Here is a 20,917-nt window from a genome sequence, read left to right as displayed (position 1 = left end):
AGGTTGGTCCCCTGCCCGATGAAAATGCCTGAAGGCGCGGCTTATTTGGCTGCGGCGTCTTCGGTTTCCGGTGCTGCGGTTTCCGGTGCTGCGGCTTCTTCAGCAGCGGGTGCCGGTTCTGCCACAGTTTCTTCGACCATCTGTTCCATCTCGCCCATGTCGACACCGGCAGCGCCAAGCTGTGCAGACATCCCGTCAAGGGCTGCGCGCGCGGCCAGATCGGTGTAAAGCGCGATGGCGCGGGCCGCGTCATCGTTGCCGGGGATCACATAGTCGATGCCGTCGGGCGAACAGTTGGTATCCACCACGGCCACAACCGGAATGCCCAGCTTTTTGGCCTCGGCGATGGCAAGGTCTTCCTTGTTCACGTCGATGATAAAGATCAGGTCGGGCGTGCCGCCCATTTCGCGGATCCCGCCAAGCGAGGCTTCCAATTTGCCCTGCTCGCGTTCCATGCCAAGGCGTTCTTTCTTGGTCAGACCTTCAAAGCCACGTTCCGAGGCTTCATCGATTGCCTTGAGGCGCTGGATCGATTTCGACACGGTCTGCCAGTTGGTCAGCGTGCCACCCAGCCAGCGGTGGTTCATGTAGAACTGCGCGGATTTTTCGGCGGCATCCTTGATCGGGGCCTGTGCCTGACGCTTGGTGCCAACGAACAGGATGCGGCCACCCTTGGCCACGGTGTCGCGGATCACGTTCAGCGCCTGATCCAGCATCGGAACCGTCTGTGTCAGGTCCATGATGTGGATGCCGTTGCGCGCACCATAAATGTATTGCTGCATCTTTGGGTTCCAGCGTTGCTTCTGGTGACCAAAGTGAACGCCTGCTTCAAGAAGCTGACGCATGGAGAACTCGGGAAGAGCCATGTCCGTATTCCTTTCCGGTTTAGCCTCAGCGGGGGTATCATCGCGGATCAAGTCCGGGACAACCGGTGGATGCCTTGGGATTTCTCCCCAACACACCCGCCCCCGCCTGCGGGATTAAGTGCGCGCCGTATAGAACGGGTGTGCCGGGCGCGCAAGGGCTTTGTTTGGCGGGGTTTGCCCGTGAAATGCGAGGATGATCGCCAGCCCGCGGGCCGATGTTGCCCCTGCCCCTGCGGCTATCGGGGCATCCCTTGTCGCGCGGGGCTGCCCTGCTATACCGCGCGCATGACCAACGTCGACCTGACCCAAGATTGCGCCAGTTGCGCCGCCCTGTGCTGTGCCGCACTGCCCTTTGACAGCGGGGCGCAGTTTGCCATCGACAAACCTGCCGCCGCGCCCTGCCCCCATCTGTCCGCCGATGCGCGCTGCACGATCCATGCGGGGCTGGCGGATGCGGGCTTTGGCGGCTGTGTGGCCTTCACCTGCTTTGGGGCGGGCCAACGGGTCACGCAAGAGATGTTTGGCGGGCGCTCGTGGCAAGATGATCCCAGTTTGGTGGCGCCGATGTTCAATGCGTTTCAGGATGCCTTGCGGGTGCATAACCTGCTGGTATTGCTTGAGGAAGCGGCCAAGCTGCCCCTGCCTGACCCGGCCGGATGCGCCGCCCTGCGCGCCGCGTTGACCCCCGATGGGCCGCTGACCACCGACTGGCTGCACACTGTGCTGGCAGGCGATATCCAGCCCCGGGTCATGGCCTATCTGCAGACCCTGCGCGGGGTTGCGCGCCCCTAGAAAAATACCCGTTCGACAAACCAAAAACCGCCGACAATCGCAATCGCCACCGAGGCGGGTATCGCGACAATCCGGCGGTAGGCGTGCAACTGGTCGCGAAACGACACCGACAGGAGACACAGGAAAAAGATCGCCGCCAGCGGGACAAAGAACACCAGTGGCGACATTTCAAGGGTCTGCGTCAGCCGTGGCCACGACAGGAAACTCAGCACCAGTGTGGCCAGCAGCAAAACGGAATACAGCACCGTGGCCTGCATCACTTCGTTGCGGCCCCGATCCACGCGGATCGCCTGCACGACACAGATGAACATCACCCCGATCACGAAAAGCTGCCCGACCTCGACCCCGATGTTAAAGCCGACCAAGGCCGGGACAAAGGCATAGTCGGGCAGGCCAAATTCGGCCAATACGCTGGCAAAACCCAGCCCGTGCAACAGGCCAAAGCCAAAGACAACCAGCGGTCGCCACGGGTTCAGCCCCTTGGCAAAGATGTTTTCAACCGCGACATAGACGATCGAGGCGGCGATCAGCGGTTCGACAATCGCGGCCGGCACGTTGACATAGCCAAGCGCGGCCAGCGCCAGCGTGATCGTATGCGCCAGTGTAAAGGCGCTGACCTGCCAGATCAGCGGGCGGATCCGTGCCGCCAGGAAAAACAGCCCCAGAACGAACAGGATATGGTCCAGCCCCTTGGGCACGATATGGTCAAATCCAACCGGGATATAATCGACAAACGTCTGCCAGCCGCTGGCCTGATCGCCGCCCGCGATATTGATCGGGTCAGACAGGGCCCCGCCGCTGAGATAGCCGTCATAGGGGGCTTCGACCCCCATCTGGCGCACCACCAGCACGCCAAAGCGTGGTTCCCAACCCACGGTCAGGAATTGCGCCCCCGGTGGCAGGTCTGCGGTGATCACAAATGTCGAGGCGCGCACAACCGCGACATCGGCCACTTCGGGCACGCTCACGCTGACCAGCGTCAGCGGCAGATCGACACCATCCGCCTGCATGGTGATCCCGGCAGCCATTTGCGGCCAAAAGGCGGTGAACCGCGCGGCCATCTCGTCAGGCGACAGGGCGCGCAGATCGTCATAGGCTTCGGCCTGGGGGGCGGCGCCCGTGTCATCAAGCCCGTCCAGATCAATGGCGGCAACAAAGCTTTCCAGATTGGCGCTGATCGACAGGGTCACGACCCCGTCCGAGACCGTCAGATCACCGATCGCGGGCAGGACCTCATGGGCGGATACCACCGAGGCCAGCGCCAGCCAAAGTGCGACCGCTGTTGACATCACCGCCGCAAGGGACACCTTTGTCATATTGGAAAAGGAAATGATCATGCGCGCACTCGTTCTTGCTTTCTCGGTTCTTGCTACCCCTTTGGCAGCCCATGAATTCTGGCTTGAACCGCTGGCCTATCAGGTCGCCGCAGACGGTAGGCTTGAGGCCGAGATTGTCAACGGTCAATACTTTGAGGGGGCGAAGTTATCCTATCTGCCGCAACGCTTTGTGCGTTTCGAACACTACGCTGGCATTCGCCGCGCCGATGTCGAGGGGCGGCTTGGGTCAACGCCTGCGCTGAATGCGCCCGCCCTGTCGGCAGGGCTGAATGTGGTGATCTATCAATCCAGCATCGCCACCGTCACCTATGACGATTGGGAAAGCTTCCAGCGCTTCGTCGATCACAAGGATTTCGGCGATGTGCGCAGCCGTCACGATGCCCGCGCCCTGCCCGACGCCGGTTTCCGCGAGGCCTATGGCCGCTTTGCCAAGACCTTGATCAATGTCGGGGATGGTGTCGGTCGCGATCTGCGCACCGGGCTCGAGACCGAAATCGTCGCCCTCACCAACCCCTATACCGACGATCTGACCGATGGCATGCGGGTGCAGGTGTTTTACGGCGACGATGTGCGCGCCGACACGCAGCTCGAAATCTTTGACAAGGCCCCCGACGATACGGTCGTCATCACCACCACGCGCACCGACAGCGACGGCATTGCCGTGGTGCCGGTGATCGCGGGTCATTCCTATATGCTGGATGCGGTGCTGCTGCGCGAGCCAAGCGCCGAACTGGCCAGCGGAACCGAAGCCGTCTGGGAGACGCTATGGGCGAATTTGACGTTTGGTGTGCCTGACTAAGTGCAAAAAGGGGAAACGCGGACGGGAACTGCCCCTGATCATGGTAATCACCGTATCGCGGTTTCTTTCGTAGCTTGTGCGTTGACGCCCGTCGATACGCGCGCCACAAACCCGACATGACAAACCAACCTGACATCCTGTGCATCGGATCGGTCCTTTGGGATGTGATCGGGCGTGCGTCCAGCCACATGCGTGCGGGCAGCGATGTGCCCGGCCGCATCACCCGTCTGCCAGGCGGCGTGGCCATGAACATCGCCATGACACTGGTGCAATTCGGCATGCGCCCTGCCCTGATTTCCGCTGTCGGACGCGACCCCGAAGGCGATGAACTGGTCGCCGAGGCCGACCGCATGGAACTGATCACCAGCTACCTTTACCGCAGCGACGATCTGCCTACCGATGTCTATATGGCCGTTGAAGGCGCGAACGGGTTGATCGCCGCGATTGCCGACGCCCATTCACTGGAACAGGCGGGCGCGAAGATTCTGCGGCCCCTGTCGGATGGACGCCTTGGCGATGCGGCGCATCCGTTCAACGGCCCCGTGGCACTTGATGGCAACCTGACCGAAGAGCTGCTGCACGACATCGCCGCCTCGCCGCTGTTCACGGCCGCCGATCTGCGGGTCGCGCCTGCCTCACCGGGCAAGGCAAAGCGGCTGATGGCGCTGCGCCATCATCCTTCGGCCACGCTTTATGTGAATCTGGAAGAAGCCGGATTGCTGTGCAACACCGTCTTTCAATCCTCGGCCGAGGCCGCCGTCGGATTGATCGCCCAAGGCAGCCACCGCGTGCTGGTCACCGATGGAAGCAAATCCGCCTCTGAAGGGGTCGGCGACAGCATCATCACCCTGACCCCGCCCGAGGTTCTGGTGACCCGCGTGACCGGCGCGGGCGACACCTTCATGGCCGCCCATATCGCTGCCGAAAGCGCCGGTGTGGACCGCGAAACCGCCCTTGCCCGCGCCCTGCGCGCCGCCGCCACCTATGTATCAGGAGAGACCCCGCGATGATCCACTATGCCCCCGAAGTGGCCGCCGCCAAGGCCGCAGGCGCGCCGATCGTCGCCCTTGAAAGCACGATCATCACCCACGGGATGCCCTATCCGCAAAACGTCGAGACCGCCCGTCTGGTCGAAGGCGATATTCGCGCGGGTGGGGCCACGCCCGCCACCATCGCCGTGATCAAGGGGGTTTTGCACATCGGGCTTGAGGACGACATGCTGGAGTCCCTGGGACAGGCGCAGGATGTGGCCAAGCTGTCACGCGCGGACTTTGCCGCCTGTATCGCCCGCAGTGGCACAGGCGCGACAACCGTGGCCGCCACAATGATCGCGGCGCGGATGGCGGGGATACATGTCTTTGCCACGGGCGGGATCGGCGGTGTGCATCGCGGCGCTGAAACCAGCTTTGACATCAGCGCTGATCTGCATGAATTGGCGCAAACCCCTGTCACGGTCGTGGCCGCCGGGGCCAAGGCCATCCTTGATCTGCCCAAGACCTATGAGGTGCTGGAAACCCTTGGCGTGCCGGTGATCGCCTATGGGCAGGACAGCCTGCCCGCCTTTTGGTCAGCCACTTCCGCGATGGCCGCGCCTTTACGCATGGACAGCGCTGCCGATATTGCGCGCGCGCATCTGTTGCGCGGGCAGATGGGCCTGCCCGGTGGTCAGTTGATCGCCAATCCGATCCCTGCGGGCGATCAGATCCCCGCCGCAACCCTTGCCCCCCTGATTGATCAGGCCCTGGCCGAGGCCGCGGCGCAGGGTATCGCCGCGAAATCCGTCACGCCGTTCCTGTTGGGGCGGCTGTTTGAGCTGACCAATGGCGCATCACTAAGAGCAAATATCGCGCTTGTGCGCAATAATGCGCGTCTGGCGGCTGAAATCGCCTGTGAAATGGTCAGGATCGACCCGTAAAGCCCAGCAAATGCAACTGCTCGCTTGTGGCTGGCCCGTGCAACACATAAATCGTAGGTCAAGCAACACGGAAAACGTGACATGACGACGAATACCCCACCCGAGCCGCACCGCCGTGGCCTGATCGCGCGCATTCGCGGCAACTTTCTGGCCGGTTTGATCATCATTGCGCCGATTGGTCTGACGCTTTGGCTGATCTGGACGGTTGTCGGCTGGATCGATTCATGGGTCTGGCCGTTTGTGCCGCGCGGCTATCAGCCCGAAGAACTGGTGAACTGGGTCAACCAGATGATCCGCGGCCCCGAGGCCGAGCGCATCAGCGTCAACGTGCGCGGGATCGGCGTGTTCGTATTTCTGACCTTCACGGTCTTTGTCGGCTGGCTGGGCAAGGGGCTGATCGGGCGATCCTTCCTGCGCTGGGGCGAAGGGATCGTGGAACGCATGCCGGTCGTACGCTCGATCTACAGCGGTGTGAAACAGATTGCCGAAACCGTATTTTCCCAGCGCGATACATCCTTTGATAAGGCCTGCCTGATCGAATACCCGCGCAAGGGCATCTGGGCGATCGCCTTTATCAGCATCAACGCCAAGGGCGAGATCAGGACCAAGATCCACGGCGACAAGGAAATCGTAACCGTGTTTTTGCCGACCACGCCGAACCCGACGTCGGGGTTCTTGCTGTTCCTGCCCCGCGACGAGGTGATCGAGCTGGACATGACCGTGGAAGACGCCGCGAAACTGGTGATTTCGGCCGGTCTTGTCTATCCCAACGGCAAGGATCCAACCACGCCGCCTGCGGTCTTATAGCGCGTGTTTACCCCTGCCCTGATTGGTTTCACGACCGGCTTTGCGCTGATCCTCGCGATTGGTGCGCAAAACGCATTCGTCTTGCGTCAGGGTTTGCTGCGCCGGCATGTGTTCTGGCTGTGCCTGTTTTGTGCCGCCTCGGATGCGCTGCTGATCGCGGCGGGCGTCATCGGATTTGGGGTGATCGTGGCGCAGTTTCCCGCCCTGCCGGTTTTCATGGCCTATAGCGGCGCGGCCTTTTTGTTTGTCTACGGCGCTTTGCGGCTTTGGGCGGCCTGGGTGGGGGAATATGCGCTGACACTGGCAGGCACTTCCGCCTCTCTTGGGGCAACCTTGGCCACGGCGGCGGCGTTTACCTGGCTCAACCCGCATGTCTATCTGGACACGCTTGGGCTGATCGGCGCGGTATCCACGGATTTCGAAGGGGTGGCTGCCAAGACCGCCTTTGGGATCGGTGCGGTCACATCCAGTTTCGTGTTCTTCTTTTCGCTGGGTTACGGCGCGCGACTGCTGGCGCCGGTCATGCAATCGGCGCGGGCATGGCAGGTGCTTGACCTGCTTATCGGTGTGGTGATGTGGGCGCTGGCGCTGAAACTTGTGACCTAGCTGAACATGGCCCGCAGATCGATGGTTTCACGTTCGTTCAGATCATCAAAGTGAGACGCCAGAAACGCATCCGCCGCCGCCTGCCCCGCCGCCTTGAGCCGCGCCAGCACCACCGGTGTCGCCAGCGTCTTGGTTGCCACGTTCAGATCGTTCATCAATAAGTCATCGGCAATCATATGCACCAGCACGCGCTTCATCTGGCCCTGTTCGACCTTGCCGTCGGCAATCAGGCGCTGCACGAATTCAATCGCGCGCAATTCGCGCAAAAGCGATGAATTAAAACTGATTTCGTTGATCCGGTTCTGGATCGTTTGCGGATCGGTCGGCACCGTGTCGCGCACCAGCGGGTTGATGTTCACCACCAGGATATCGTCGGGCAAATGGCGCGCGAACAGCGGAAACAGGGCCGGATTGCCGGTATAGCCGCCGTCCCAGAACGCCTCGGATTTGCCGGTGGCGGGATCGTCAAATTCGACGGCGCGAAACAGGGTCGGCAGACAGGCCGAAGCCAAGATGGCATTCGCGGAAATCTCGTGCCCCGCAAAGACGCGAATCTTGCCGCTGCGCACATTGGTGGCGCAGATGTGCAGCTCGGGTCCGTCTTGATCACAGACCGCGTCATAGTGGAATTGTTCCACGATCCGTTCCAGCGGGTTGGCAAACACCGCGCCAAAGACATAGGGCGAAAACATCCGCGACGCGGCGTCAAAGGCGGCGTAGGCGGGCGAATAGGCCAGCGCCTGGGCCATAAAGGGGGTGGCGGGGCCAAATGCAGCCACCCAATCGGTGAATCCCGGTGCTGAAATCGCCCCGACCTGTTTCCAGAGCCAGTCAAGGTTGGCGCGCGCGCCGTCCCGCCCGTTTTCGATCATGCCGGCCTTGAGGGCGGCGCCATTCAGCGCCCCCGCCGAGGTGCCCGAAATCGCCGCGATCTCGATCCGGTCATCCTGCAGGACCCGGTCCAGCACGCCCCAGGTGAACGCCCCATGCGCGCCGCCGCCCTGCAGACCAAGATTGATCCGTTTCACAGCGCGGTCCAGCCGCCATCGACGCTGATCGTCGTGCCGGTGATCTGGGCTGCGGCGTCTGAACACAGGAACACGGCTGTGCCACCCAATTGTTCGACGGTGGCGAATTCCTTGGAGGGTTGGCGCGTCAGCATGACGTTCTTGATCACATCCTCGCGCGACATGTCGTATTCCTTCATCGTGTCGGGGATCTGGGATTCCACCAGCGGTGTCAGAACATAGCCCGGACAGATCGCATTGCAGGTGATCGGTTCCTGCGCAGTTTCCAGTGCGACAGTTTTCGACATGCCGACAATTCCGTGTTTCGCCGCGACATAGGCGGATTTATAGGGCGAGGCCGTCAACCCGTGCGCGCTGGCGATATTGATCACCCGCCCCCAACCGGCCTTGCGCATCAGCGGCAGGGCGGCGGCGGTGGTGTGAAAGGCGGAACTCAGGTTGATCGCGATGATCGCATCCCATTTTCCGCTCGGAAATTCGTCAATCGCGGCGACATGCTGGATGCCTGCGTTATTGATCAGGATATCGCATTTGCCCGCCTGCGTGATCAGGGCGCGGCATTCATCCCCTTTGGACATGTCCGCCTTGATGTAGCGCGCGGTTACGCCGGTGTCCTTGGCGATTGTGGCGGCCAGCGCGTGATCTTCGTCGCTTTCGGTGAACGAGTTGAGGACGACATCCGCCCCCGCCCGCGCCATCTCCCACGCGATGCCTAGGCCAATGCCCGAATTGCTGCCCGTAATGATCGCGGTTTTTCCTGAAAGTGTCATCTGTCGCTTCCCTTGGTGGTGCGGTGATCTGTGCTGCCGTGCAGCATAACCGTTGTGCCAGCCGCCACAAGGCCGCCCCCGCGCCTCAGAATGGCCCCGAAATAACACTGCCGTGAGTTGATCAAAAACTTGAGAGAGCCAGACTCATGCCCAATACAGTTATCAAATCCAGCGAAACCACCTTTATGTTCGGCGATTACAACGCCTTTGGCGAGTTCGTTGTGTGATCGTCAAGGGCGTGAACCTGACCTATGGCGTCGACGGCTTTCCCGATGGCGGCACGGTCAACTGGATCACGCTTTGGACCTGGACCCAAGATCTCACAAAGGCGGTGATGCGTGGCTTGCCTGTCACGGATGTTGCATCACTGAACGCCGACTACCCCGGATGGTCACGCCCGATCAGTTCTTTGCCTTTTGGGATGCCGCAGGCACACCACCCCTGAAGGTCTGGCAGGGCGACACCACCGGTTTCACCGGAAGCGATCAAGCCGACACGCTGGCGATGGGCACCTATAGCGGCGAATTGTTCGGCGCGGGTGGCGATGATCTGCTTTATGGCGGCATCGGCAATGCCAATCTTTATGGCGGCAGCGGCAATGACCGGCTTTATGCCAAGCACGACAATGACCGGCTTTGGGGCAACGCGGGCGATGACCGCTTCTTTGCCTCTGGCGGGGATGACTCGGCCTATGGCGGCACTGGCAATGATCTGATCCTTGGCGGGGCGGGTGATGATTGGATTTCTGGCGATAGCGATGGCTACAGCACGACCGAAATCCCCGGCGCGCCCGGTGGCGATGACAAACTGCGCGGCGGTGCTGGCCGCGATGTGATCTATGGTAATGCCGGTGATGATCGCCTTTTGGGCGACGGCGGCGATGACGGGCTTCATGGCGGTGACGGGAATGACATGCTCAAGGGTGGTGTCGGTGCCGACTGGGTCGTCGGGGATGACGCCGCCGGACTGACCACCGGCGATGATGTGCTGTTTGGCGATGCTGGCAATGACACGATCATCGGTGGCAGCGGCAATGACCGGATGTATGGCGGCGACGACGGCGATCTGATCTACACAGGCTCTGGCAATGACACAGCGTTGGGTGGTGCGGGGCGCGATACCTTTATGGTGGGTGGTGAGGGCAGCAATACTCTGTCCGGTGGGGCGGACGCCGATGTGTTCTATTTCGCAAATTCCGGTGCGTCAGGTGACACGCTGATCAAGGATTTCGATCCGGTCGACGAAGTGCTGATCATCCAATACGCCGTTGCCACAACCCCACAAGACCAGTTGGCCAGCTTTCTCGCCGGCGCCGTGCAAGCGGGACAGGACGTGATCTGGACCAATGACGCCGGAACCCACAGCATCACCCTCAACAACACCGCCCTGACGGATCTGACCGCGGACAACTTCTTTGCCGCCGGGGATACGCCTTACGAAACCTACTGACACCGCACCAAAGCAACACGACCCAAAGCCCCTGCCCGCACCGGCGAGGGCTTTGGGTTTCTGTGCCGGGCGATCTGGCAGGACTGATGACGCACTTCCGTCACTACTATACATAATTTATTCCTGTATAGTAGTTGCGTTACTGAACATGAAACCTTAATGTATAGTAATCAGCATGTGAGGAAACCAGATGGTAGAACTGAGAAGCGTAGCGCGGTCGGCCTATAGTGACCTCTTGCGCCTGCTGAAAGACGATATGGTGGCCGATCTGCGAGGATCTGTCACAAGCAAGCAAGTCGGAGGCAAGCAGCACTGGTACACCACCGAGCGCATCGGTTCCGACGTGAAGTGGTGGTATATCGGCCCCGACAACAGTGACACGCGCCAGCGCATCGAGCGTATACGTGCTCTGCAAGAACATGCGCCGGATCGCCGCAAAGAGCGGGCACGACTGGTGCGCCTGCTTCGCGCCGAGGGGCTCACCCCGGCTGATCGAGAGACCGGTAGCCTGCTGTTCAACATGGCCAAGGTCGGGACGTTCCGACTGGGTGGCACGCTCGCCGGCACCCACGCCTTTCGCTTGATGGAGGGAGAGCTTGGCGTGACCCTGCCCGGTGATGGCGCGGAGAATACAGGCGACATCGACATCGCCCAATTCGAGCGTCTTTCGCTTGTGTTGGAAGACAGAGTTCAACCCCCACTGGCCGAAACCTTCACCGCCCTGAAATTTGATCCCATCGAGTCTATTGACCGCAACAGCGTTTGGCGCTGGCGGCAGGCAAAGTCTGGCACGTTGGTTGAGTTTCTCACCCCGTCTTTCGAGGAAGACGAGGGTATCAAGGCCCTGCCTGCGCTTGGCGTGAGTGCACGGGCGCTGCATCACCTGAATTATCTGATCGCCGACCCCATCTATGCAGCCGCATTATACCGCGAGGGCGTCCTGGTGCAGATACCGCGCCCCGAGCGTTACGCGATCCACAAGTTGATTGTAGCCGACCGCAGGCGCGATGACACCGAGTCAGACAAGGCATTCAAGGACCGTCAGCAGGCCGCATGGTTGATCGAAAGCATGGCCGAGGACCGGCCAGCAGATGTTTGGCAGGCCTATCAGGATGCACTGGAACGCGGCCCGAAGTGGAAAGAGCGAATTGGCCGATCCCTGGACCGGATGCCGACTGTGCGCGACATTCTCGAGGACTGTGCAAACTGATCGGGCCAACACGGTTTCCGACACCCCAAAAAGAAAAAAACGCCAGCACAAGGCTGGCGTTAAGTTATTGAGGCAGGTTTCATACAGGCAAGAAACCTATCGAGCAGTGCCCTCTTTATAAGCAATCTGTCGCGTGTGTCCAAGCTAAAAGTTTGAAAACACTTGGAACCCTGTTTAGGCTCTGCGCCAACAGGCACAGGGATCAAAGGGATTGTCTCCAAAATGACCACAGAGTTTTTCGTCACATTACGCCGGATATCCCGCCGTTTTGTCGCTGCGGCAACCATTGCGCTTTGTGCCGGTTTCGCCGCCGCCGAGCCCCAATATGGCATAGCTATGTATGGGGACCCGGCCCTGCCACCAGATTTTGCGCATTTGCCCTATGCCAACCCTGACGCGCCCAAGGGCGGGCGCATCGTCACGGCCGAAGTCGGCACCTTTGACAGCCTCAATCCCTACATCCTGAAAGGGTCGGTGCCGTGGCAGTTGCGCTTCCTCACCGGAGAGAGCCTGATGGCGCGCTCGCTGGACGAACCTTTCACGCTTTACGGCCTTCTGGCCGAATCGGTCGAGACCGGACCGAATCGCGAATGGGTCGAATTTACCCTGCGCGAGGAGGCCCGATTCTCGGACGGCACCCCCGTCACGGTCGAAGATGTGATCTGGTCTTATGAAACCCTCGGGACGGTCGGTCATCCGCGCTATCACGGGTTCTATGGCAAAGTTGCCAGCATCGAACCGGTGGGCGAACGCGGCGTGCGCATGACCTTCAACACCGAAGACCGCGAGTTGGCGCTGCTGGCCGGTATCCGCCCGATCCTGCAAAAGGCGCAGTGGGAGGGTCTGGATTTCGCCGAAAGCGGACTGGACGTGATCCCCACCACCTCTGGCCCCTATCAGATCAGCGACTTCGAGGCGGGCCGTTTTGTCGAACTGACCCGCAATCCAGATTACTGGGGTTATGATGTCGTGCCTTTTGTGAACGGGCTTTATAACCTCGATACGATCCGGCTTGAATTCTTTGGTGATGAAACGGCCGCCTTCGAGGCTTTCAAGGTCGGCGAGGTCAATTCAAACCGCGAATTCAACGTCGCCAAATGGGAAAGCCAGTATAACTTCGAGGCGATCACCGCGGGCGATGTTGTCCTGTCGGTCCTGCCCCATTCGCGCCCCAGCGGTATCACCGGTTTCGTGATGAACACCCGCAAGCCGCAATTCAGCGATATCAACGTGCGCGATGCGATGATCCAGGCTTTCAACTTTGAATTCATCAACGAGGCCATGACCGGAAGCGCGCAGCCCCGGATCACATCCTATTTCAGCAACTCGCCGCTGGCGATGCAGGACGGGCCCGCAACGGGGCGTGTCGCCGATTTCCTTGAACCCTTTGCCGATAGCATTCCGGCGGATGCGATCAGCGGCTATGCCCTGCCCGTCGGCGATGGCAGCGAACGCAACCGCGCAGGGACCGCCGCCGCGCTCGAGTCGATGGAGCGGGCCGGATATACCGTCAAGGATGGTGTCATGTCCGATGCGGCGGGCAATCCGTTCACATTCGAGATTTTGCTCGGGTCAGGCAGCAGCGAAAACCAGTCGATCATCGACATGTATGTGCAATCGCTTGAACGGATCGGGGTGACGCCGACCATCGCCGTGGTGGACGGGGCGCAGTATAAGGAACGCACCGACGCCTATGATTTCGACATGACCTATATGCGGCGCGGCCTGTCGCTGTCGCCGGGCAACGAACAGAACCTGTACTGGGGCTCTGCGACGGCCAATGAACCGGGCGGACGCAACCTGATGGGCGTGCAAAGCGCGGCGATCGATGCGATGATCGACCGCTTGCTGACCTCGCCCAATCAAGATGATTTCCTGGCCGCGACCCGTGCTCTGGACCGGTTGCTGACCGCAGGGCGCTATGTGATCCCGATCTATCAGTGGAACATCAGCCGGATCGCCCATGACAAGAACCTGCGCTACCCCGACACCATGCCGATCTTTGGCGACTGGCCCGGCTGGCAGCCCGATGTCTGGTGGTACGACGAGGGCTAAGGCATCGCGCCGGGGCATGTCGCCCCGCTTCAACATGGCCGCCTACGTGCTGCGCCACGCCAGCACCCAGCCCGACAAGGTCGCGCTGTCGGTGCTGGGGCCGCATGGCTGCGATGATCTGCGGTACGGCGACCTGCATGCGGCTGTGGCCGGTACGGCCACGGGGCTGATCAGCCGTGGCCTGCGCCCCGGTGATCAGGTCCTGATGCGGCTTGGCAATACGCCGGAATTTCCGATCGTCTATCTGGCTTGCATCATGGCGGGGCTGATCCCCGTGGTCACATCAGCGCAGTTGACGGCGCGTGAAATCACCGCGATCTGCGCCGATCTTGATCCAAAGCTGATCGTCGCCGCCCCCGACGTGGCCCTGCCCGATGGCAACATTCCGGTGATTGATCTTGCGATGGTGGCGGATTTTCACACCCTGCCTGCCGCCGCGCCGGTGATGGGCGATCCAAACCGCCCCGCCTATATCATCTTTACCTCGGGCACCGCGGGCAAACCGCGCGCCGTGCTGCACGCCCACCGCGCGATCCTTGCGCGCCAGATGATGTGGGACGGCTGGGAGGGGCTGCGGCCAGATGACCGCCTTTTGCATGCGGGCGCGTTCAACTGGACCTATACGCTGGGAACGGGCCTGCTTGATCCTTGGGCCATCGGGGCCACGGCCCTGATTGCCGCACCCGCCACAACCGACATGCCTGCGCTCATGAAACGCCACCGCGCCACGATTTTCGCGGCTGCACCAGGGGTCTACCGACAACTACTAAAGTCGAAAATCGCCCCGCTGCCCGCCCTGCGCCACGGGTTGTCCGCTGGTGAAAAACTGCCTGCAACAATCCGCGCCCAGTGGCGTGCCGCCACCGGCACCGAAATCCACGAGGCCTTTGGCATGTCGGAATGTTCCACCTTCCTGTCGGGCAGCCCCGCACGTCCTGCACCCGACGGCACGCTGGGATATCCGCAGGACGGGCGGCGCGTGGCCTTGATTGCCAATGGTGCCCCCGCCGATGCCGGCGTCATTGCTGTGCACCGCGACGATCCGGGCCTGATGCTTGGCTATGTGAACCACGCCGAGGAGACAGCCGCCAAATTCAGCGGCGACTGGTTTCTGACCGGCGATCTGGGGCGTTTTGATCCCGGCGGCGCGATCATCTATGAAGGGCGCAGCGATGACATGCTGAACGCGGGCGGGTTCCGCGTCTCGCCGATCGAGGTCGAGGATGCCCTGCGCCCCCACCCCGCGATCGACGACATTGCCGTGACCGAGGTGCGCATCAAAGCCGACACGACCGTTATTGCGGCCTTTTATCTAAGCGCCGATGTGATAGAGGATGACGCATTGGCCGCCTATGCTGCCACCAGACTGGCCCGCTACAAGACACCCCGTTTGTTTGTGCGCGTCAAAGCCCTGCCACGGGGCGCCAACAACAAACTGCTGCGCCCTGTGTTGCGCCAGAACTGGGAGGCCGCACATGGTCAAACTTGATATCATCTCGGACCCGATCTGCCCCTGGTGCTATATCGGCAAGACCGCTTTGGACGCGGCCCTTCTCAAGGTGCCTGACCACCCGTTCACCATCGAATACCACCCCTTTCAGTTGAACCCCGATATGCCCGCCGAAGGGATGGACCGGCGCGAATACCTTGAAACCAAGTTCGGCGGCAAGGAGGGCGCGATCAAGGCCTATGCCCCGGTTGTGGAACGGGCCGAGGCGGCGGGACTGGCGATCAATCTCGACGCGATCAAGACCACACCCAATACGCTCAACGCCCACCGGTTGATCCATTGGGCCGGCATCGAGGGGCATCAGCTGTTCGTCGTGCACAAACTGTTCGAGGCCTATTTTGTCGAAGGGCGCGACATCGGCGACCCCGAAGTGCTGGCCGATATCGCCGACAGTGCGGGCATGGACGCCGCGCTGGTGGCCAAACTGCTGGCCAGCGACGCCGACATGGACGACATTCGCGCCCGCGACCAGCACAGCCGCAAGATGGGCGTGCAATCGGTGCCGACCTTTATCGTCGCGCAGCAACATGCGGTGCCCGGCGCACAACCAACCGAAACATGGGACAGCGTGATCGCCGAGATCATGACGCAAATCGCCGATCAATGATCACCGCACACCTGCCATCGGGCTATGTGCTCGGGCGGCTTTGGCCTGCCGCGCCACTGGTTCTGCCTGCGGCGCTGATCGGCGGCGTGCTGCCCGATTTCGACTTGATCTGGTTCTATCTGGTTGATGACCGCGCGGTTCATCACCACCGCTACTGGGTGCATGTTCCGGCGTTCTGGGCGATGGTGGCGGGGATTTCCCTGCCGCTGGTCGCGCTGTTGGCGCGGCGCTATCTGCTGGCGGCGGCGGCGTTTTTCGCCGCGCTGATCCTGCATGTCAGCCTTGATACCATTTCCGGTGACATCATGTGGCAATGGCCCTGGTCCGACCGGTTCACCCATCTGGTGACAATCCCGGCGCGCTGGGACAACTGGGTGCTGAACTTTGTCCTGCACTGGGTTTTCGCCCTTGAGCTTGTGGTCTGGGCGCTGGCCATATTCCTGTATCGCAGACGCCCATGACAGCCCCGACCGCCCGCCTGTCGCAGCTGGAATTTGTCGCCCTGATCGCCATGATCATGGCCACGGTCGCCTTTTCGATCGATGCGATGTTGCCGGCCCTGCCCGCCATCGCGTCCGAGCTGTCACCGGGTGCCCCCAACCGCGCGCAGCTGATCGTCACCAGCTTTGTGCTGGGCATGGGACTGGGCACATTCGTGACCGGCCCGCTGTCTGACCGGTTCGGGCGCAAGCCGGTAATGATCGCGGGCGCGGTGATCTACTGCGCGGCGGCGCTGATCGCCTGGGCGGCGCCAACGCTGGAAACGATGCTGGCGGCACGCCTTTTGATGGGGCTGGGCGCTGCGGGGCCACGGGTCGTTGCGGTTGCCCTGGTGCGCGATATCTATTCGGGCCGCGATATGGCGCGGATCATGTCCTTCGTGATGCTGATCTTTGCGCTGGTGCCGGCACTTGCGCCAAGTATCGGGATGATCATCATCACCCTTGCAGGCTGGCAGGCGGTGTTCCTGGCCTTTGTGGTCTTTTCCGGCACCACCGTGGTCTGGCTGGCCCTGCGCCAACCCGAGACGCTCACCCCCGCGCGCCGCCGCCCGCTGGATTTCACCAGCCTGTGGTCCGCGACCCGCGAGGTGCTGGGCCACCCCACAACGCGGCTGTCGATCATTGTGCAGACGCTGGCAATGGGCATGTTGTTTGCGTTGATATCCTCGACCCAGCAGATCTTTGACGTGACCTATGGACAGGGCGATTACTTCCACGTCTGGTTCGGCGGGATTGCCATTCTGGCCTCCTCGGCCAGCCTGCTGAATGCGCGTATCGTCGGGCGTCTGGGGATGCGCCCGATCATCAAGACGATGTTCTTGGTGCAGGTCGGGGCCTCGGCGCTGATGATCGTCGCGATGTTTGCACCGCTGTCGCCCCGCGTGGAACTGTTGATCTTCGCGGCATGGAACGTGTCGGTCTTCTTTCAGGTCGGGATGACGGCGGGCAACCTGAATGCGCTCGGCATGGAACCGATGGGCCATATCGCGGGGATGGCCGCGTCACTGATCGCGGCGTTTTCGACGATTGGGGCGGTGATGATTGCCGCGCCGATCGGACTTGCCTTCAACGGCACGCCCCTGCCGCTCGCGCTGGGTATCCTGATCTGCGCTGCATTGGCATTCTGGCTGACCACGATGATCCGGCGCGACAGCGACGGTTAAGTCTTGCTCGCCTTCGCCTTTTCCGCCTCTTTCACCTTGGCAGCCAGATCACGGGCAATGCCAAAGGCACCCTGAATCTTGTCGCGTTCCTTGGTCCAGTCGCGCCGGATCACGATCTTGTTGTCGCGCACCTTGGCCAGCCCGCGCTGGTCTTCGATAAAGTCGACCAGCCCCTTGGGAGAGACGAACTTGTCGTTGTGAAACTGGATCGTCGCGCCCTTTGGCCCACCGTCCAGTTTGGCAATCCCCGCCTTTTTGCACATCGCCTTGATGCGCACGACCAGCATCAGCGTGTTGACCTCGCGCGGGAGCGTTCCGAACCGGTCGATCAGTTCCGCGGCAAAGCCCTCAAGTTCGACTTTGGTGGTCAGGTCCGACAGGCGACGATAAAGGCCAAGGCGCACGTCGAGATCGGGCACATAGTCTTCGGGAATCAATACGGGCACGCCCAGATTGATCTGCGGCGACCATTCACCATCGTCTTGCAGGCCCTCAGCCTCGCCGGACCGTATCCTGGAAATCTGTTCTTCCAGCATCTGCTGATAAAGCTCGTAGCCAACCTCGTTCATCTGGCCCGACTGTTCTTCGCCCAAAAGGTTGCCCGCGCCGCGAATATCCAGATCCTGACTGGCCAGCGTGAACCCTGCCCCAAGACTGTCTAGCGAACCGAGAACCCGCAGGCGCTTTTCGGCGGTGGCAGTCAGCTTGGTGCGTGGCTTGGTGGTCAGATAGGCATAGGCGCGGGTCTTGGAGCGCCCCACCCGCCCGCGAATCTGGTAAAGCTGCGCCAGCCCGAACATATCAGCGCGATGCACGATCATCGTGTTGGCCGTCGGAATATCGAGCCCGCTTTCGACAATGGTCGTGGCCAGCAACACATCGTATTTGCCATCATAAAAGGCGTTCATCCGGTCATCGAGCTCACCCGCCGCCATCTGCCCCGTGGCCGTGACAAAGGTCACCTCGGGCACCTGATCTCGCAGGAAGGTTTCGATTTCCGGCAGGTCGGCAATACGCGGCACAACAAAGAATGACTGCCCACCGCGATAATGTTCACGCAACAGCGCCTCGCGGATCGTGATCGTGTCAAATTCGCTGACATAGGTGCGGATCGCCAGACGGTCGATGGGCGGCGTGCCGATGATGCTCAGGTCGCGCACACCGGACAAACTTAGCTGCAAAGTCCGCGGGATAGGCGTCGCAGTTAATGTCAGGACATGCACATCCGTGCGCATCTGCTTCAAGCGTTCCTTGTGTTGCACGCCAAAGTGCTGTTCCTCGTCGATCACCATCAGCCCAAGGGTCTTGAACCGGATGGATTTTGCCAGCAAGGCATGGGTGCCGATGACGATATCCACGGTCCCGCGCGCCAGCCCTTCGCGGGTCAGATTGGCATCCCTTGCTGAAACAAAGCGCGATAAGGGCCTGACATTGATTGGAAAACCCCGGAAACGTTCCGCAAACCCCTTGTAGTGTTGCCGCGCCAGCAGCGTGGTTGGCGCGATGATCGCCACCTGCACACCCGACATGGCCGCCACAAAGGCGGCGCGGATCGCCACCTCGGTCTTGCCAAAACCCACATCGCCGCAAACCAGCCGGTCCATTGGCCGCCCCGAGGACAGATCGGTCAGCACATCCTCGATCGCCTGCAGCTGGTCTTCGGTTTCCGCATAAGGAAAGCGCGCAAGGAACTGGTCCCACATGCCCTCGGGCGGATCAAAAACCGGTGCGGTGCGCAGGGCGCGTTCGGCGGCAACACGGATCAACCGCTCGGCCATCTGGCGGATACGCTCTTTCAGTTTGGCCTTTTTGGCCTGCCAGGCACCGCCGCCCAGCTTGTCGAGCAACCCGACCTCGTGGCCGAATTTGCTAAGAAGTTCAATGTTTTCAACGGGCAGGTAAAGTTTCGTCTGTTCCGCGTATTCCAGCAGCAGACATTCATGGGCGGCACCCGCGGCCGTGATCACCTCGAGCCCGACAAACCGGCCGACCCCGTGATCCACATGCACCACCAGATCGCCCGGTGTCAGACTTTGGGTTTCGGTCAGGAAGTTATCGGCGCGTTTCTTGCGTCTGGTTTGGCGGATCAACCGGTCGCCCAGCACGTCAGTTTCCGAAATCACCGTCAGGGATGTCTTGTCGCCTGCCGCGGCGTAAGGCGCGGCGAGCGGGCCTTCAAACCCGTGTTCCAGCGCCCAGACGGCCAAGTGCACGCCGCGTTTGCCCACACGTGACATATCGGTGACGGGGATCGCCTCGGCGATGCCTTCGTCCTCGATCAGCCCCATGAGGCGTTCGCGCGCACCCTCGGAATAGCTGGCGATCACCACCGGTCCATCTTCAAGCTTTGCTTTAATATGCGCCGCCAATGCCCCAAAAAGGCTGATATTTTCCTGCTGGCGTTCAGGTGCGAAATTGCGCCCGATCCGCCCGCCTGCATCCGTCACCCCCATGCCCGTCGCTTGCGGCAACTGGTTGAAGTTCAGGACACGGCGCGCACCAACGGCCGCTTCCCAGGCCGTATCATCCAGATACAGGGTGTCCGGGGGCGCGGGTTTGTAAACCGTGTCCATATGCGACTTTTGCTGCATCGCCTCGCGGCGCGCGTCATATTGGTCGGCAATCGCATCCCAGCGGGCCTTGCGCTGTGCGCCAAACTGATCATCAAGCGTGATGGTGGCGTCGGGCAGATAGTCAAACAGGGTTTCCAGATGATCATGAAAAAACCCCAGCCAGTGTTCTTCGCCCGCGTGTTTGCGCCCCGCACTCACCGCCTCGTATAGCGGATCATCCGAGCCAGCCGCACCAAAGGCGATGCGGTAATTCTGCCGAAAGCGCGTGATCGCCGCCTCGTCGAGAATGATCTCGGACACTGGTGCCAGTTCCACCCGGTCCAGCTTTTCTGTGGTGCGCTGCGTCGCGGGATCAAACCGGCGCGCCCCGTCCAGAACATCACCAAACAGATCAAGACGCACCGGACCCGATTGTCCGGGCGGATAGACGTCGATAATGCCGCCGCGCACGGCGTAATCGCCAGCCTCAAGCACGGTCGGACTTTGGGTGAACCCCATGCGCACCAGAAAGGATTTCAGCGCGGCCTCGTCGATCCGATCGCCCACCGCGGCGCGAAACGCCGCCTCGCGCAACACCTCGCGGGCCGGCACTTTCTGGGTGGCGGCGTTCAGGGTCGTCAGCAGGATGAACTGTGCCGGCATCCCCTGCACCAGCCCCGCCAGTGTGGCCATGCGCGCCGCCGCCACATCGGCGTTGGGCGACACACGGTCATAGGGCAGACAATCCCACCCCGGAAAGGTGATCACCGGCACGGTGGGCGCAAAAAACCGCAGCGCGGCCTGCATCGCCGCAAGGCGTTTGTCGTCGCGCGCGATATGCATTACCGGCGCGCCACTGGCCTGCATTTCCTGCACGACAAGCCGGGCATCAAAGCCTTCGGGCGCACCCGATACGGTGATATGTGCAGGTTTGGCCAAGGGGGTAAC

19 protein-coding genes are annotated in these 20,917 nt (G+C 61.5%); 14 read left to right on the top strand and 5 right to left on the bottom strand.

Annotated features, from left to right (window positions below; genetic code table 11):
• Positions 1-41 precede the first annotated feature (41 nt).
• Complete coding sequence (rpsB, locus tag FTO60_RS07525) at positions 42-866, bottom strand: 30S ribosomal protein S2 (protein ID WP_148055381.1); 825 nt, start codon at positions 864-866, stop codon at positions 42-44.
• Between the two features lie 285 nt (positions 867-1,151).
• Between rpsB and FTO60_RS07520 the strand changes: the two genes are divergently transcribed.
• On the top strand, positions 1,152-1,658 hold the full coding sequence (locus FTO60_RS07520) for a hypothetical protein (RefSeq protein ID WP_148055380.1): 507 nt from the start codon (positions 1,152-1,154) through the stop codon (positions 1,656-1,658).
• On the opposite strand, the gene FTO60_RS07515 is transcribed toward FTO60_RS07520, so the two are convergent.
• A complete protein-coding gene (locus FTO60_RS07515; protein ID WP_254696922.1) occupies positions 1,655-2,947 on the bottom strand; it encodes a HupE/UreJ family protein in 1,293 nt (430 codons plus the stop codon). The two genes, FTO60_RS07520 and FTO60_RS07515, sit on opposite strands and share 4 nt — an antisense overlap.
• 46 nt (positions 2,948-2,993) lie before the next feature.
• On the opposite strand from FTO60_RS07515, the gene FTO60_RS07510 reads away from it, so the two are divergent.
• The 5 genes from FTO60_RS07510 to FTO60_RS07490 all read left to right on the top strand — a co-directional run bounded on the left by FTO60_RS07510 (position 2,994) and on the right by FTO60_RS07490 (position 7,122).
• Positions 2,994-3,794, top strand: coding sequence for a DUF4198 domain-containing protein (locus FTO60_RS07510; protein ID WP_148055378.1), 801 nt, complete (start codon positions 2,994-2,996; stop codon positions 3,792-3,794).
• A gap of 116 nt (positions 3,795-3,910) precedes the next feature.
• Positions 3,911-4,804 carry a PfkB family carbohydrate kinase gene (locus FTO60_RS07505; protein ID WP_148055377.1) on the top strand — a complete coding sequence of 298 codons (894 nt, stop codon included), beginning with the start codon at positions 3,911-3,913 and terminating at the stop codon, positions 4,802-4,804.
• Positions 4,801-5,709, top strand: coding sequence for a pseudouridine-5'-phosphate glycosidase (locus tag FTO60_RS07500; RefSeq protein ID WP_148055376.1), 909 nt, complete (start codon positions 4,801-4,803; stop codon positions 5,707-5,709). Before FTO60_RS07505 ends, FTO60_RS07500 begins: the two co-directional genes overlap by 4 nt.
• An 81-nt stretch (positions 5,710-5,790) precedes the next feature.
• A complete protein-coding gene (locus tag FTO60_RS07495) occupies positions 5,791-6,516 on the top strand; it encodes a DUF502 domain-containing protein (protein WP_148055375.1) in 726 nt (241 codons plus the stop codon).
• Between the two features lie 3 nt (positions 6,517-6,519).
• On the top strand, positions 6,520-7,122 hold the full coding sequence (locus FTO60_RS07490) for a LysE/ArgO family amino acid transporter (RefSeq protein WP_148055374.1): 603 nt from the start codon (positions 6,520-6,522) through the stop codon (positions 7,120-7,122).
• On the opposite strand, the gene FTO60_RS07485 is transcribed toward FTO60_RS07490, so the two are convergent.
• Together FTO60_RS07485 and FTO60_RS07480 are read right to left on the bottom strand one after the other, a co-directional pair.
• Positions 7,119-8,150, bottom strand: coding sequence for a patatin-like phospholipase family protein (locus tag FTO60_RS07485; protein WP_148055373.1), 1,032 nt, complete (start codon positions 8,148-8,150; stop codon positions 7,119-7,121). The genes FTO60_RS07490 and FTO60_RS07485 overlap by 4 nt on opposite strands.
• A complete protein-coding gene (locus FTO60_RS07480; RefSeq protein WP_148055372.1) occupies positions 8,147-8,920 on the bottom strand; it encodes a 3-hydroxybutyrate dehydrogenase in 774 nt (257 codons plus the stop codon). Before FTO60_RS07480 ends, FTO60_RS07485 begins: the two co-directional genes overlap by 4 nt.
• Before the next feature lie 223 nt (positions 8,921-9,143).
• Here FTO60_RS07480 and FTO60_RS17660 point away from each other — a divergent pair, with 223 nt between their 5' ends.
• The 8 genes from FTO60_RS17660 to FTO60_RS07445 all read left to right on the top strand — a co-directional run bounded on the left by FTO60_RS17660 (position 9,144) and on the right by FTO60_RS07445 (position 17,417).
• Positions 9,144-9,365, top strand: coding sequence for a hypothetical protein (locus tag FTO60_RS17660; protein ID WP_172623838.1), 222 nt, complete (start codon positions 9,144-9,146; stop codon positions 9,363-9,365).
• Positions 9,308-10,369: a calcium-binding protein gene (locus FTO60_RS07475; RefSeq protein WP_148055371.1), complete on the top strand. Its 1,062-nt coding sequence runs from the start codon at positions 9,308-9,310 to the stop codon at positions 10,367-10,369. The genes FTO60_RS17660 and FTO60_RS07475 overlap by 58 nt, the downstream gene beginning before the upstream one ends.
• Positions 10,370-10,559: 190 nt before the next feature.
• Positions 10,560-11,579, top strand: a complete 1,020-nt coding sequence (locus FTO60_RS07470) for a GSU2403 family nucleotidyltransferase fold protein (RefSeq protein ID WP_148055370.1) — start codon at positions 10,560-10,562, stop codon at positions 11,577-11,579.
• 336 nt (positions 11,580-11,915) lie between these two features.
• Complete coding sequence (locus FTO60_RS07465; protein WP_254696939.1) at positions 11,916-13,634, top strand: extracellular solute-binding protein; 1,719 nt, start codon at positions 11,916-11,918, stop codon at positions 13,632-13,634.
• A gap of 16 nt (positions 13,635-13,650) precedes the next feature.
• Positions 13,651-15,123: a class I adenylate-forming enzyme family protein gene (locus FTO60_RS07460; protein WP_148055368.1), complete on the top strand. Its 1,473-nt coding sequence runs from the start codon at positions 13,651-13,653 to the stop codon at positions 15,121-15,123.
• Positions 15,110-15,751: a DsbA family protein gene (locus tag FTO60_RS07455; protein ID WP_148055367.1), complete on the top strand. Its 642-nt coding sequence runs from the start codon at positions 15,110-15,112 to the stop codon at positions 15,749-15,751. Before FTO60_RS07460 ends, FTO60_RS07455 begins: the two co-directional genes overlap by 14 nt.
• Entirely contained in the window at positions 15,748-16,212 is a 465-nt protein-coding gene (locus FTO60_RS07450) for a metal-dependent hydrolase (protein ID WP_148055366.1), read from the top strand. The genes FTO60_RS07455 and FTO60_RS07450 overlap by 4 nt, the downstream gene beginning before the upstream one ends.
• Positions 16,209-17,417, top strand: coding sequence for a multidrug effflux MFS transporter (locus FTO60_RS07445; RefSeq protein WP_148055365.1), 1,209 nt, complete (start codon positions 16,209-16,211; stop codon positions 17,415-17,417). The genes FTO60_RS07450 and FTO60_RS07445 overlap by 4 nt, the downstream gene beginning before the upstream one ends.
• On the opposite strand, the gene mfd is transcribed toward FTO60_RS07445, so the two are convergent.
• Positions 17,414-20,908 (bottom strand): transcription-repair coupling factor, encoded by a 3,495-nt coding sequence (gene mfd / locus FTO60_RS07440; protein WP_148055364.1) that lies wholly within the window; start codon positions 20,906-20,908, stop codon positions 17,414-17,416. The genes FTO60_RS07445 and mfd overlap by 4 nt on opposite strands.
• Positions 20,909-20,917: the final 9 nt, after the last annotated feature.

The sequence above is a fragment of the Octadecabacter sp. SW4 genome (assembly GCF_008065155.1).
Lineage (GTDB): Bacteria > Pseudomonadota > Alphaproteobacteria > Rhodobacterales > Rhodobacteraceae > SW4.
Note: the sequence above shows the minus strand (reverse complement) of the source record. Positions and strands in the feature narration are given on the sequence as shown.

Bases quoted from the DNA above. Each gene is read 5' to 3' on its own strand.
- FTO60_RS07455 (WP_148055367.1), top strand. From the start codon at position 15,110: ATGGTCAAACTTGATATCATCTCGGACCCGATCTGCCCCTGGTGCTAT.
- FTO60_RS07465 (WP_254696939.1), top strand. From the start codon at position 11,916: ATGTATGGGGACCCGGCCCTGCCACCAGATTTTGCGCATTTGCCCTAT.
- FTO60_RS07515 (WP_254696922.1), bottom strand. From the start codon at position 2,947: ATGTCAACAGCGGTCGCACTTTGGCTGGCGCTGGCCTCGGTGGTATCC.
- FTO60_RS07450 (WP_148055366.1), top strand. From the start codon at position 15,748: ATGATCACCGCACACCTGCCATCGGGCTATGTGCTCGGGCGGCTTTGG.
- FTO60_RS07505 (WP_148055377.1), top strand. From the start codon at position 3,911: ATGACAAACCAACCTGACATCCTGTGCATCGGATCGGTCCTTTGGGAT.
- FTO60_RS07520 (WP_148055380.1), top strand. From the start codon at position 1,152: ATGACCAACGTCGACCTGACCCAAGATTGCGCCAGTTGCGCCGCCCTG.
- FTO60_RS07500 (WP_148055376.1), top strand. From the start codon at position 4,801: ATGATCCACTATGCCCCCGAAGTGGCCGCCGCCAAGGCCGCAGGCGCG.
- FTO60_RS07495 (WP_148055375.1), top strand. From the start codon at position 5,791: ATGACGACGAATACCCCACCCGAGCCGCACCGCCGTGGCCTGATCGCG.
- FTO60_RS07470 (WP_148055370.1), top strand. From the start codon at position 10,560: ATGGTAGAACTGAGAAGCGTAGCGCGGTCGGCCTATAGTGACCTCTTG.
- FTO60_RS07460 (WP_148055368.1), top strand. From the start codon at position 13,651: ATGTCGCCCCGCTTCAACATGGCCGCCTACGTGCTGCGCCACGCCAGC.
- FTO60_RS07510 (WP_148055378.1), top strand. From the start codon at position 2,994: ATGCGCGCACTCGTTCTTGCTTTCTCGGTTCTTGCTACCCCTTTGGCA.
- FTO60_RS07445 (WP_148055365.1), top strand. From the start codon at position 16,209: ATGACAGCCCCGACCGCCCGCCTGTCGCAGCTGGAATTTGTCGCCCTG.
- FTO60_RS07480 (WP_148055372.1), bottom strand. From the start codon at position 8,920: ATGACACTTTCAGGAAAAACCGCGATCATTACGGGCAGCAATTCGGGC.
- FTO60_RS07475 (WP_148055371.1), top strand. From the start codon at position 9,308: ATGGTCACGCCCGATCAGTTCTTTGCCTTTTGGGATGCCGCAGGCACA.
- rpsB (WP_148055381.1), bottom strand. From the start codon at position 866: ATGGCTCTTCCCGAGTTCTCCATGCGTCAGCTTCTTGAAGCAGGCGTT.